The 12,469-nt window shown below is 65.1% G+C and carries 14 protein-coding genes; 7 read left to right on the plus strand and 7 right to left on the minus strand.

Annotated features, from left to right (window positions below; all coding sequences use genetic code 11):
- Positions 1-10: 10 nt before the first annotated feature.
- Positions 11-1,258, minus strand: a complete 1,248-nt coding sequence (locus LOM8899_RS12335) for a Coenzyme F420 hydrogenase/dehydrogenase, beta subunit C-terminal domain (protein WP_093992525.1) — start codon at positions 1,256-1,258, stop codon at positions 11-13.
- 154 nt (positions 1,259-1,412) lie between these two features.
- Here LOM8899_RS12335 and LOM8899_RS12340 point away from each other — a divergent pair, with 154 nt between their 5' ends.
- On the plus strand, positions 1,413-2,435 hold the full coding sequence (locus tag LOM8899_RS12340; protein ID WP_093992526.1) for an aspartate-semialdehyde dehydrogenase: 1,023 nt from the start codon (positions 1,413-1,415) through the stop codon (positions 2,433-2,435).
- 735 nt (positions 2,436-3,170) lie between these two features.
- Here the strand turns inward: LOM8899_RS12340 and LOM8899_RS12345 are convergent.
- Together LOM8899_RS12345 and LOM8899_RS12350 are read right to left on the minus strand one after the other, a co-directional pair.
- Entirely contained in the window at positions 3,171-3,665 is a 495-nt protein-coding gene (locus LOM8899_RS12345) for a hypothetical protein (protein WP_093992527.1), read from the minus strand.
- Positions 3,666-3,699: 34 nt separating this feature from the next.
- Positions 3,700-4,347, minus strand: coding sequence for a carbonic anhydrase (locus tag LOM8899_RS12350; RefSeq protein WP_093992676.1), 648 nt, complete (start codon positions 4,345-4,347; stop codon positions 3,700-3,702).
- Positions 4,348-4,557: 210 nt separating this feature from the next.
- Here LOM8899_RS12350 and LOM8899_RS12355 point away from each other — a divergent pair, with 210 nt between their 5' ends.
- The 3 genes from LOM8899_RS12355 to LOM8899_RS12365 all read left to right on the plus strand — a co-directional run bounded on the left by LOM8899_RS12355 (position 4,558) and on the right by LOM8899_RS12365 (position 7,292).
- A complete protein-coding gene (locus LOM8899_RS12355; RefSeq protein WP_133065026.1) occupies positions 4,558-4,917 on the plus strand; it encodes a hypothetical protein in 360 nt (119 codons plus the stop codon).
- Between the two features lie 165 nt (positions 4,918-5,082).
- Positions 5,083-6,468, plus strand: a complete 1,386-nt coding sequence (locus LOM8899_RS12360) for a leucyl aminopeptidase family protein (protein ID WP_093992529.1) — start codon at positions 5,083-5,085, stop codon at positions 6,466-6,468.
- Between the two features lie 2 nt (positions 6,469-6,470).
- Entirely contained in the window at positions 6,471-7,292 is an 822-nt protein-coding gene (locus LOM8899_RS12365) for a C40 family peptidase (protein WP_245820518.1), read from the plus strand.
- Positions 7,293-7,410: 118 nt separating this feature from the next.
- Here LOM8899_RS12365 and LOM8899_RS12370 read toward each other — a convergent pair whose 3' ends face one another.
- The 3 genes from LOM8899_RS12370 to LOM8899_RS12380 form a co-directional block, all read right to left on the minus strand.
- Positions 7,411-7,755, minus strand: a complete 345-nt coding sequence (locus LOM8899_RS12370; protein ID WP_370739341.1) for a DUF2794 domain-containing protein — start codon at positions 7,753-7,755, stop codon at positions 7,411-7,413.
- 249 nt (positions 7,756-8,004) lie between these two features.
- Positions 8,005-8,307 carry an I78 family peptidase inhibitor gene (locus LOM8899_RS12375; protein ID WP_093992530.1) on the minus strand — a complete coding sequence of 101 codons (303 nt, stop codon included), beginning with the start codon at positions 8,305-8,307 and terminating at the stop codon, positions 8,005-8,007.
- Entirely contained in the window at positions 8,307-8,603 is a 297-nt protein-coding gene (locus tag LOM8899_RS12380; RefSeq protein WP_093992531.1) for an I78 family peptidase inhibitor, read from the minus strand. Before LOM8899_RS12380 ends, LOM8899_RS12375 begins: the two co-directional genes overlap by 1 nt.
- 110 nt (positions 8,604-8,713) lie before the next feature.
- Between LOM8899_RS12380 and LOM8899_RS12385 the strand changes: the two genes are divergently transcribed.
- The 3 genes from LOM8899_RS12385 (at position 8,714) to LOM8899_RS12395 (ending at position 11,743) form a co-directional block, all read left to right on the plus strand.
- Positions 8,714-9,844, plus strand: a complete 1,131-nt coding sequence (locus LOM8899_RS12385; protein ID WP_093992679.1) for an S-(hydroxymethyl)glutathione dehydrogenase/class III alcohol dehydrogenase — start codon at positions 8,714-8,716, stop codon at positions 9,842-9,844.
- A 7-nt stretch (positions 9,845-9,851) separates the two neighbouring features.
- Complete coding sequence (locus tag LOM8899_RS12390) at positions 9,852-10,904, plus strand: serine hydrolase domain-containing protein (protein ID WP_168770536.1); 1,053 nt, start codon at positions 9,852-9,854, stop codon at positions 10,902-10,904.
- A gap of 107 nt (positions 10,905-11,011) precedes the next feature.
- Complete coding sequence (locus tag LOM8899_RS12395; protein WP_093992533.1) at positions 11,012-11,743, plus strand: NYN domain-containing protein; 732 nt, start codon at positions 11,012-11,014, stop codon at positions 11,741-11,743.
- 30 nt (positions 11,744-11,773) lie between these two features.
- On the opposite strand, the gene LOM8899_RS12400 is transcribed toward LOM8899_RS12395, so the two are convergent.
- The gene (locus tag LOM8899_RS12400) at positions 11,774-12,394 is read right to left on the minus strand and encodes a TetR/AcrR family transcriptional regulator (RefSeq protein WP_093992534.1); all 621 of its coding nucleotides are present in this window, start codon (positions 12,392-12,394) and stop codon (positions 11,774-11,776) included.
- Between the last annotated feature and the right edge of the window lie 75 nt (positions 12,395-12,469).

A 12,469-nucleotide genomic window follows, 5' to 3' on the forward strand; every position in this document is an offset into this window, starting at 1 on the left:
GGACGGGCGGCTAGTCTTTGCCCGTCGGTGACTGGGCCGGCCGTTCGCCCGGCTCCGCGGCGAGATCATAGGCGCGGGCCAGAGCCCAGACGTGATCCGGCACCATGTTCTTCATCTTGGCGCGGCCTGACCTGCGCAGGTGCAGAACGGTTTCCACCGCCTTCATCTCTACGCGCGCGCGTGCGAATTCCAGCCCGCGCGGCCCGGTGCGCGGTTGCAGCCACGCCACGATGGGCCGCAACCAGTCGGGCATTCGCCGCAGGGGCAGCCCGCCCGCCGCACGTCTGGTGTTGGCGACGAAGCCTTTTACCGCGGGTGCCCGGTTGCCCTTGCTCCCGGGCGCGGCGAGCCGTACTTCGCCTTTCAGCCCGTCGAGCATCTCCTGCCCGCGGGCATTTCGCACGATCAGCCACTGCTCTCCCTCGCCCGCCATGTAGCCGACTGTGATGTCCGCCAGCCGGTTGGTGTAGTCCACGCAGGTCTTGCAGGTGAGCGGGAAGAAGTCCGGCCGCAGCGTGGACAGCGGCAGCTTGAGGAAGGGGATCGCCTCGCGCCGCCCGTCGTCGAATCGCAGCTCGACATGATAGTCGGCCCGAAATTCGAGGTAGGTCACTGTTTCGGGCGCGTCGCTGAGCAGCCCGAGGAATTCGTGAAAGTTCTCGGTGGTCGTGTTGTCCGAGCAGGGGGTGCCGATTACGTAGATCCGCTCGAACCCCAATTGCGCCTCAATCTGACGCAGGGCGTAGATTTGGCAGGGAATGCCGATCACGGCGAGTCTTTTGTGCCCGGCCGCGCGGGCCGGCTCCAGCAGCGCCAAGAGCGGGGCGTAACCCATCCGCATCCCTCGTGCCCGCGCCATGGCGGCCGGGTCGGTGATGATGGCGGGCTGCGGTTTCCAGCGGTCCTTTGCATCCGGCACCATGCAGAGCACGGCGTCGACCTTGCCGGTCTGCAAGAGCCGTTCTGCCAGCCGTGTTGTGAGCCCGGTCCACTGCGCCCCCTCGCGCGCGGGAACGAGAGCGGCCTTGTGCATCACCGTGGAGACCCCGAAGAATCGCTCGTCTCCGTCGGTTTGCGCCGCGCGCCCGTGCACCCGCGTCTCGGACTCGGGGTAGTCCGGCTTGATGAACTGGCACGCCTTGCCGCAGTCCTTGGCGTTGCGCATCCGCGACAACCCGCAATCGGTGCAGAGCCCGCGCGGGGCTGGCGCCGCGAAGACGGGCGTGGCGGGCAGGGTGTGGCCGGGGTGATGCGTCATCCGTGGCAGTGTAGGCGCTCTGACCGATCTGTCCAGTTTGGTTTACACATTGCTCTGCTCCGCCGCCGTTTCACCGGCCCTGGACGCAGTGCCCCCTTTCACCTGTCCCCGGCATGATCTATAGCGCCAGCGATTGCAGAAGGATGCGAGACCCATGGGCTATAAAGTAGTTGTTGTCGGTGCCACCGGGAATGTCGGCCGCGAAATGCTGAACATTCTGGCCGAGCGCGAATTCCCGATTGACGAGATTGCCGTGCTGGCCAGCCGCCGGTCGCTCGGCTCTGAGGTCAGCTTTGGGGACCGCACGCTCAAGACGAAGGATCTGGACACCTTCGATTTCACCGGCTGGGATATCGCCCTGTTTGCCGTGGGATCGGAAGCGACCAAGAAATACGCCCCCCTTGCCGCCGGTCAGGGCTGCGTCGTGATCGACAACTCCTCGCTCTACCGGATGGACCCGGACGTCCCGCTGGTCGTGCCGGAAGTGAATGCCGATGCGGTCATGGGCTATTCCAAGAAGAACATCATCGCCAATCCCAACTGCTCGACCGCGCAATTGGTGGTGGCGCTCAAGCCGCTGCATGACCGTGCCACGATCAAGCGCGTCGTCGTCAGCACCTATCAGTCCGTCTCCGGCGCGGGCAAAGAGGGCATGGACGAGCTCTGGGATCAGACCAAGAGCATCTACAACCCCACCGACGACAAGCCGCCGACCAAGTTCACCAAGCAGATCGCCTTTAACGTGATCCCCCATATCGACGTGTTCATGGAGGATGGCCAGACCAAGGAAGAGTGGAAGATGGTCGTCGAGACCAAGAAGATCCTCGACAAGAACATCAAGCTGACCGCCACCTGCGTCCGCGTTCCGGTCTTTGTCGGCCACTCCGAGGCGGTGAACATCGAGTTCGAGGAGCATCTCGACGAGGACGAGGCCCGCGATATCCTGCGCGAAGCGCCCGGCATCATGGTCGTCGACAAGCGCGAAGACGGCGGCTACGTGAGCCCGATCGAATGCGTCGGCGATTTCGCCACCTACATCAGCCGCATCCGGCAGGACCCGACCATTGATAACGGGCTGAACCTGTGGTGCGTGTCCGACAACCTGCGCAAGGGGGCCGCGCTGAACGCGGTGCAGATCGCCGAGGTTCTCGGGCAGAAGTGTCTTAAGAAAGGGTGAGGTGCGCCCGGAAAAGGCTCTAGTGGAGCCTTTTCAGCGCCGAACGCACCGTCCGTTGCGGGGCCGGGAATGTTCCGGCCCGTCATTACGCGCATTGGCATGATGCATTGCCCTACGCCACCGGGTGATCCAATCCGGCGTTCGGTACCTTTGAAACGTTTGGGCCGGCCTTTTCCGGACAGTTCATAGGCCAGCGCCTATGCGTGGGCACGTGCGAAGTGTCCGCTTCGTGCTGCCATTCCCTGAACCGGGGCAGTTGCGTGACGCAGGCATCGACGTGCGAAACAGCCGGTTGGGGCGGGGCAGTCTTCGGGGTCTTTCCCGCCTCTCTTGCCTTGTCTTGGTCTCGCATGCTGCGCGTTTGATCCGGTGCGCGTTGGTGCTCGGGCGGAGCGCAAGCCCGCTCCTATCCGAAAGGATAGTCGCTTCTGTCCATTTGCGCGGCGGGCTGTGCCTTCGCGGTCCTTATCTCGGTTCGGTGCTGGTGTAGCATTGGGTTACGCAGTGTAGCTCGGACGGGAACCGATTGCTCCTGCGGGTGGCCCTGCCTCACAGAGGGCGGCACTGGCCTGGGCCTCTGGTTGCTGCCGCCCTCTAGATGGGGAAGGCGCGGTTGCGACGAGTGGCTCGACACAAGCCGGCTTGACGCTTTGGGAGGGGCGTCAAGCCGGGGCTACCCCTGCATCAGGCCAGTTAAGGCCCCACCTGCCGACACATGGCGGGACGTCCTACATGCTAGGCGGAGGGATGTCTGCCTGCGTGGCCGTCGGACCAGTCGATCACGTCGAAGTCGTCGTCCGCCTCGTCATCGCCGGTGTGCAGCCGATCCGACAGCCAAGCATGCCGAGCGCCGGGAAAGCCGGTTCCGAACTTGCGGATCAGGGTCGCGATATCGAACCCGAGTTCGGAGGCCCTGCAGAGCGCGGTTTCGTCGCCCGCCGTCGCGAGGGTGAGCCCGCCGCCGGCCTCGATCAGCAAGTAGCCCTTCGCCCGCAGTCGCGATTGCAGATCGGACCAGGACCGCGCGGCGGTAAATTCCCCGGTCAGCCGCCCCTTGAGCGACAACACCCGGTGCAGATGCGCCTGATCGGCCTGCGCGTCGTGCCCGACCTTGCCCGCCAGCGCCTGCCGCACGAGCTGCGCCACGGAGATCGCCTCGCCATGCGCCATCGCCTCTGCGGCGCAGAGCAGCGATTCGGGCAGATGGACTGTGACGGTGCGATATCCCATGCCTCAGATTGGACCGAGGCTGGTTAATGTTCCCCTAAATCGCGACGAACCGGTCTGTCTCGGGGTCGTAGCTTTCGAGGCTGCCGTCGGCGATGTCGTTCCAGACCCCGTGCAGGGTGAGCGTTCCGTCTTCGACCGCCTCGCGCACGAAGGGAAAGCCCATCAGGTTCTCGATCGAGATCAGCACCGAGGTTTTCTCGAGCGCGGTGAGCCGATCCTGCCTGTCGCCGGCCTCGAGCTTTTCGAAGCCGGGCCGCAAAATGTCCATCCATCGTCCGACGAAGCTGCTGGTTTCCTCGAGCTCGGGGGCGTCGCCCGAGCACATGTCGTAGCAGCCCTGCACCCCGCCGCAGCCCGAATGCCCCATGACGATCAGGTGATTCACCCGCAGCGTCCGCACCGCGTATTCGACGGCCGCCGAGGTGCCGTGGTGATCGCTGTCGGGCGCATAGGGCGGCACCAGATTGGCGATGTTGCGGTGAATGAAGAATTCGCCCTGATCGGCCCCGAAGATCGAGGTGACGTGCACCCGGCTGTCGCAGCACGAAATCACCATGGCGCGCGGCCTTTGCCCGTCTTCGGCCAGCCTTTTGTACCAGCCCTTGTTCTCGGCAAAGGTGGTGGCTTTCCAGCCGTGATACCGGCGAACAAGGTATTCGGGCAGAGGTTTGGCGAGGGTCATTTTGTCACTTTCCAGAGTGGCTTGGTTCCGAACGATGGTCACGGCCTTTCGGATAGGCCGCATTTTCGGGAATTTCGAGCAATAATTGCATGACTCTTCCCGCGCTTGGCAACCATTGAGGAACTTTCTCGCGCTAACTTTGCCAATATGAAACACAGCCCCACACCCGATATGAACTGGCAGACCGGCGCCCCGGCGGTTTGTCGATTGATGCCAACGACCGATCTTCGCGTCGACTACGAGGCGCTCGCTCGGCTGCATGCCGCCTTGGGGCCGAAGCTAGCCGGTGCCACGATCGCCCGTGCCCACGAGGATCTGACCCATCAGATCCATGCCGTGGCGATCGCCCATGCCGCGTGTGGGTTCGAGGCGATGGCCGTCGCGGCCCGCCGCATTCGCCGCCTGTCGATGGAGGTGGGCCTGCCCGAGATGCGCCGCGCCGCCGATCACGTGCTGGATTGCCTGCAACAATCCAATGCCACCGCGCTGGCCGCCACCGTCGCCCGGTTGAGCCGGATTGGCGAAATCGTCATGTCGGAGGTCGGTGCGATGAGCCTGCCCGGGCACTGACCCGTCGGCCGGGGTCGGGCGCAAAAAGGGGGCCGACAGGAGCACGGGCAGACCCGCGGAGGACGTAGGCCGGGGCAGGGGCCAGACGGGGTCTTGCAGCCGCGGATCAGGACGTTACGCTCTGTGGCGGCCCCGACGGAGAGGGCCTGAGCTTCAAGGAATCCCATGACCCTCGCCTTTGCCGCCGCCAGCCCCGACAGCATCCCCCTGTATATCACCGATCCCGAGGGTCTGCCCTCGATCAGCGATGGCTTCGATCCCGCCGCGCAGGCATGGCTGAAGGCGCAGGGCTTTGCCGCCGGCCCGAGCGAGTGCATCGCTCTGCCCAGCCCGGATGGCCGGGTTGTCGCCGCGATCGTGGGTCTTGGCGATGCAAAAGCCCAGCGCCGAGGCCGGTTTCTGGCCGCCAAGGCGGCGAGCCTTTTGCCCAAGGGGATCTACCATCTGGCAGACGCGCCCGCTTCGGCCGATCGGGCCGAGTTCGCGCTTGGCTGGCTGCTCGAAGGCTATCGGTTTACCCGCTACAAATCGGCCAGTGCGCCGGCGGCGGAGCTTGTCGCGCCCGAGGGCGTCGACGCCGCCCGGATTGAGGCGATCGCAGCGGGCGAGGCGCTGACCCGCGATCTGATCAACACCCCGTCCAACGATATGGGTCCTGCCGAGTTGGAGGCCGCCGCCGCGACCCTGGCCAAGAGCCATGGCGCGAGCATGACGGTGACCACGGGCGAGGATCTGCTCGCCGCCAATTTCCCGCTGATCCACACGGTCGGCCGCGCCGCCGCGCCGCACCGCGCGCCGAGGCTCATCGACATGCGCTGGGGTGAGGCCGGTCCGGCGCTGGTGCTGGTCGGCAAGGGCGTGTGCTTCGACACCGGCGGGCTCAACATCAAACCCGGCGCGTCGATGGGTCTCATGAAGAAGGACATGGGCGGCGCGGCCACGGTGCTGGGCCTTGCCCATATGATCATGGCGCTGGGGCTGAAGCTGCGTCTTCGGGTGCTAATTCCGGCGGTCGAGAATGCGATCGGCTCAGATGCCTTCCGCCCCGGAGACGTGCTGACCGGCCGCGATGGCAAGACGGTCGAGATCAACAACACCGACGCCGAGGGCCGCTTGGTTCTGGCCGATGCGCTGGCCCTCGCCGCCGAGGGGGGAGACGCGTTGACCGTGTCGATGGCAACGTTGACCGGCGCGGCCCGGGTCGCCGTCGGCCCCGATCTGGCGCCGTTCTTTGCCCAGCACGACGCGGATGCGCAGGCCATCGTCGCCGGGGCCGAGGCCAGCCGCGACCCGGTCTGGCGGATGCCCTTCCACGACCCCTACGAAGCGATGATCGAGCCCGGCATCGCGGATCTCGACAACGCCCCGAGCGGCGGCATGGCAGGGTCGATCACGGCGGCGCTGTTCCTGCGCCGCTTTGCCCCCGACCGCTATGTGCATTTCGACATCTACGGCTGGCAGCCGGCCGCGGCGCCCGCCCGCCCCAAGGGCGGCGTCGGCATGGGCGCGCGGGCGTTGCTCGAGGCGCTGCCCGACCTGCTGGGCCTCTGACCGTGGACAGGCGGCTGACCCCGGCCAATGGGCGGGTCGCGGCGATGTCTCTGGCGGGCAAGGTCGAGGCGGAGCGGTTCACCCAAGGCACCCCTGCCCGCATCGCCGTGCCGGTGGCCGATCTGTGCGCAACGCCCGGCAAGGGGCGCGACCGGCAGCTGATCTGGGGCGAGACGATCACCGTGTTCGAAGAGCGCGACGGCTTTGCCTTCGTGCAGGCCGACAAGGACGGCTACGTCGGCTACTTGCGCGCCAGTGACATCGCCGACCCGCGCCCGGCCACCCACCGGGTCAGCACCCCCGCGACGCATCTCTACGAGACCGAGAGCTTCAAATCCGCCGATCTGGCGCATCTGAGTTTCGGCGCGCGCGTCACCGTCACGGCCGAGCGGCAGAAGATGTGGGAAACGCCGGACGGCTATATCCCCAAGAAGCACCTGCGCCCGCTCGACAGGTCGTTCACCGACCCTGCCACCGTGGCGCAACTGTTCTTTGGTGTGCCCTACCTCTGGGGCGGCAATTCGATCCTCGGGATCGATTGTTCCGGCCTCGTGCAGGCGGCGCTGACCGCCTGCGATATCCCCTGTCCGGGTGACAGTGATCTGCAACGGACGGCATTGGGCCAAGAGCTGTCCCCCGACGCCCCGCGCCAACGCGGCGATCTTTACTGGTGGAAGGGGCATATCGGGATGCTCGTCGATGCCGACACCCTGCTCCATGCCAACGCCCACCACATGGCCGTCGCCTACGAGCCGATCGACGCCGCGATCCTGCGGATCAAGGCACAGGGCGATGGAGAGGTCATCTCGCGCAAACGGCTCTGATCCGAACTGTCCTTGGGCTTCTTTTGGCCAAAAATACGGGCGCCTTGGCGCAAATCCGAAGGATTTCCCGCGCGACCGCCCAGAGGTCACGCCGCTCGGGGGGCGCTCCCCGCTGCCCTCACTCGACGGATCGGATCAGCTTGCGCTCCAGCACCCGCAGCACCTGCCGCAGTTCGTTGCCCCGCTTGAGCACCTGACCGTCCATGCCGATCACCGCATATTGCCCCTGCTTGAGCCGCAGCTTGGGCCGTTTCTCGATCCGGTAGAGCGGGTTCTCGGCGGTTCGGCGAAACACCGAGAACACCGCCACGTCGCGCAGACAGGAAATGCCGTAGTCCCTCCATTCCCCGGCGGCCACCATCCGGCCATAGAGCGACAGGATCGGCCCGAGTTCGGTGCGGTGAAACGCCACCTGATCGGGCGTCGACTGCGGGCCAAGCGGCTGTGGCGGGAGCATGTTCATGCTCTCAGACTTGCGGCAATCGCGGTCCAGATCAAGCGTTTCGGCGTCACAAACCTGCCTCTGCCCGGAGATTGACCGGAAATGATCACGGGTTTGCCACTTTGCGTGCCAACTCCGACCACATTTGTCGGGCAATCATGATCCATGCGACAAGCACCCCCGGTGTGGCGGTTTATTGCCCCCACCCAGGCCATCATGCCGGGGGAACTTGTCGTTATTGGTCTTTGACCGCCCCCCGAAATCGTCAGCCTAGCCGCAATAGATACGGGCGATCCGGTTGTTGTCGTCGATCTCGAAATTGATCCGCTGGGCGCTGAAATCCATCGTCACCACCATGCCCGGCCGGATCACCCTGACCTGCCGCATGATCAACTCGCGCTCTAGCGCGGTCGCGTCCTGCCCGATCAGCCGGGCATAGGGCGCCGCCCCGCAGGTGTCGTCTTCGACCGCGGGGATCGCGGGGCCGGGCGGCGTCGGCGCCGTTCCGGGCGCACAAGCCGCAAGCAGGGCCAGAAGCCCGAAGACAGCGAATGATCCCGCCCGCCGTTCCATCAGCCGCAATAGACCCGCGTGACGATGTCGTTGCCGTCGAGTTCGATATTCGTCCGCTCCGGCCGGAAATCCTCGGTCACCGCATCTCCAGGCCGGATGTAGCGGATGTCGATCTCGTTCGTGCTGAAGAGCACGACGTCGACCAAGGTATCGAGCGCGTCTCGCTCGCTGCCTCCGACAAGGTCCTGATAGGACTCCGCGATACAGATCGCGGGCCCCGATCCGGGCGTTTCGGTGCAGCCGGCGGTCAGGCCGGCCAGGACGACGGCGAGTATGGGGAAAGTCAATCTGGTCATCCCGTCATCATGCGTGATCCGGCCAAGTTTTGGCAAGTGGCCGTGCGCGGAAGGTTGAACTTCTCGGCCATTTCGCGGAACGTGTCGCCAACAACAAGGAGATCATCAAAATGCGTACCCGAGCCGCCGTCGCCATTGCCGCAGGCAAGCCGCTGGAAGTGATGGACGTGAACCTCGAAGGCCCCCGGGCTGGCGAAGTTCTCGTTGAAATCAAGGCCACCGGCATTTGCCACACCGACGAATTCACCCTCTCCGGCGCCGATCCGGAAGGGCTGTTCCCGGCGATTCTGGGCCACGAAGGCGCGGGCGTCGTGCTGGAGGTGGGCGCGGGCGTCACCAGCCTCAAGCCCGGCGATCACGTCATCCCGCTCTACACCCCGGAATGCCGCGAATGCCCGAGCTGTCTGCATCCCAAGACCAATCTCTGCACCTCGATCCGCGCCACGCAGGGTCAGGGCGTCATGCCTGACGGCTCCACCCGCTTCAGCACCTTGGACGGTGATCCGATCCTGCACTACATGGGCTGCTCGACCTTTGCCAACCACACCGTCATGCCCGAAATCGCGCTGGCCAAGGTTCGCGAAGACGCCCCCTTCGACAAGATTTGCTACATCGGCTGCGGTGTGACCACCGGCGTCGGCGCCGTCATCAATACCGCGCAGGTCGAGGTCGGCTCGACCGCCGTGGTCTTTGGCCTCGGCGGGATCGGCCTCAACGTGTTGCAGGGCCTGCGCCTTGCCGGTGCCGACATGATCATCGGCGTCGACATCAACAACGATCGCAAGGAATGGGGCGAGAAATTCGGGATGACCCATTTCATCAACCCGACCGAGATCGGCGAGGATATCGTCCCCTATATCGTCAACATGACCAAGCGTCGGGGCGATCTGATCGGCGGGGCCGACTACACCTTCGACTGCACCGGCAACGTCAACGTCATGCGGCAGGCATTGGAATGCAGCCACCGCGGCTGGGGCGAATCGATCATCATCGGTGTGGCCCCTGCGGGTGCCGAGATTTCGACCCGTCCGTTCCAGCTCGTCACTGGCCGCACGTGGAAAGGCACCGCCTTTGGCGGCGCTCGTGGCCGGACAGATGTGCCCAAGATCGTCGACTGGTACATGGAGGGCAAGATCGAGATCGATCCGATGATCACCCACAAACTGGCCCTCGACGACATTAACAAGGGTTTTGATCTGATGCATGCGGGCGAGAGCATCCGCTCGGTCGTGGTCTACTGATCCGCCAATGGCCGCGCTCGACGCCTTGACGGGCCGTCTTGCGCCGCCCTTTGCCTTTGCGGCGGTGGGGATCCGGGTCGGAGCCTCGCCATCGCGCTTTCATATCGCCACGGCCCCAGGTCTCGCCGCGACAGAGCGCACGATGTATCGGGTCGCCTCGATCTCCAAGATCGTGACGGGCCAGACGCTCATGGCCGTGGCGGGCGGCGATCTGGATCGGGATATCGGAGAGGTTCTGGGCTTTGCCCTGCGCAACCCGGCCTTCCCGGATCAGCCGATCACCTTGGCCCATGTGCTCAGCCACAGCGCGGGATTGACCGATGCGGCGGGCTATCTCATCCCGCCCGGCGTGCGGCTGCAGGATTGGCTCGCCGAGACGAGCTGCTTCACCCAGACCCCGCCGGGGCAGCGTGCCGAGTATTGCAACCTCGGCTACATCCTCGTGGCCGCCGCAGCCGAGGCGCTGGGCGGCGCACGGTTCGACGAACTGGCGGCGAGGCATGTGCTCGGCCCCTTGGGCATGGGTGCGGGGTTCAACTGGTCCGGCGTGCCGGCGCCGGCGCGGCGCGACCGGCTCGCCACCTATCGGCGCGACGGCGACAGTCTGATCGCCCAGATCGACGACGCGGTGGCGGACAGCGGCGTTTGTCGGTTAGACGGCTCGGGGCATGGGCTCAGCCCCTACCGCTGGGCGCAGGACGTCACCCAATTCTCGGCGCAAGGCGGGCTGCGGGCGTCACTGGCCGATTGCCTGACCTTGGCGCAGGCGCTGCCAAAGATGGACGCCACCGCGCTCTGGTCGGGCGAGGACGGCCGGACGCCGGTCTTCGAGAGCTATGGAGCGGGGTTGCAAATCTTCGATGCACCGGAATTCTATCCGCGCCCTCTGATCGGGCATTTTGCCAATGCCTATGGTTTCATAGGCGGGGTCTGGTATGATGCGGAGCGTGATCTGGCCTTCACCTACGGGTTGAACGGCCTGCCGCTCGAGGACGACAGCGACCAACTCCGTGCGGAAGAGCTTGCCATCCTGGACGCCATCGCCCACTCAGTGGTCTAAGCGGCCCCTGCTTCTTTGGGTCAAAAATATCCATCCGACGTGCCCGGCCCGCGATACCGGCACGACATGGGTGGGACCATCGCACGACGCCCCTGAAAGGTCAGACCATGCCCAACACCGCCCGCCCGCTTCTTGCCGTGCTGATCGACGCGGACAATACCTCGCCCAAGCATGCCGGCGCGATCTTTGAAGAGATCGCGAGCCTCGGCGAAGCCTCGGTGCGTCGGTGCTACGGGGATTTCTCCAGCCAGCAGATGGCCGGGTGGAACAAGGTGCAGGCCGAGCACGGCCTCGTCCCGCATCATTCGCCCGCCAATACCGTGGGCAAGAACTCCAGCGACATCAGCCTCGTCATCGACGCGATGGACATTCTGCACACCGGACGGTTCGACGGTTTCGTGCTGGTGTCCTCCGACAGCGATTTCACGCGGCTCGCCAGCCGCGTCCGCGAGCAGGGCCTCGACGTCTATGGCATCGGCCAGCAAAAGACCCCCGAGGCGTTCCGCAAGGCCTGCAAGCGGTTCATCTTTCTCGAAAACCTCGGCGGCAGTTCGGCTCCGCCGCATCAGGCCCGGTCGGAGGACAAGCCTCAGACAAAGCCCACCCCAGCGCCGCTTCTCGAAGCCCGCGACCTGATCATTCGTGCGATGGATGCGATTGACCAAGAGGAGGAGTGGTATGCCCTCGGCACCTTGGGTCAATACATCACGGCTGCCAATCCGGATTTCGACACCCGGACATATGGCCACAAGAAGCTGAGCGATCTGGTCCAAGACCTCAAGGTGTTCGAGACCAAGCGCGGCGACGGCAACCAGTTGCTGGTCCGTCGCGTCGACTAGGATTTCCGGAGATGCCCCCCGCGCCCGCCGTCAGGCCCCGTAGCGCGCCAGAAACAGGTCGACCGCGGCGTCGGTGATCCGCTTTCGGTCGGCCTCGGACACGGAGGTGACGACCTGCATGATCAACCGTTCCCGTAGGTCGGACTTGCACAATGCCTGAAACTGGTCTGCGGCAAGGTCGAAGTCGTCGATCTTCAGTTCGCCCCGCTCTGCGGCCGTCTTGAAGAACCCGATCAGCCGGTTGCGCACGAGCGCCGGGCCGCTTTCGTAGAATTCCGCCCCTAAGGTCGGAAACCGTTCGCTTTCGGCCACGCAGATCCGGAAGATCCGCAACCCGAAGTCGGAGGTGATGAAGCGCTGCATCTGCTGAGCCGCTTCGATCAGCACGTGCCGCACCGGGGCGGACATGTCGATTTTCTCGACGGCCTGATCCGCCTGCCGCACGCATTCGGCCTTGGCGACCTCCATGAAGAGCAGCCGCTTGTCGGGGAAATAGCTGTAGAGCGTGGCTTTCGAGACCCCCGCCCGGCGGGCGATCTCGTCGACGCTGGCGCCTTCGAAGCCGTCGGACAGAAACACGTCCCGCGCGCCCGCAAGCACCTGGTCGAACTTGCGCCCGCGTCTGACCTTGTTGCATGCTCCGTCCGGCATTTGTCTCCTCCTGTGACCTCAACGATAAACGAGACGGTTCAGTTCCGGCAAGCGATATGCGCCCCAGATCGCATG

Origin of the sequence: Flavimaricola marinus (assembly GCF_900184895.1) — a bacterium.
Lineage (GTDB): Bacteria > Pseudomonadota > Alphaproteobacteria > Rhodobacterales > Rhodobacteraceae > Flavimaricola > Flavimaricola marinus.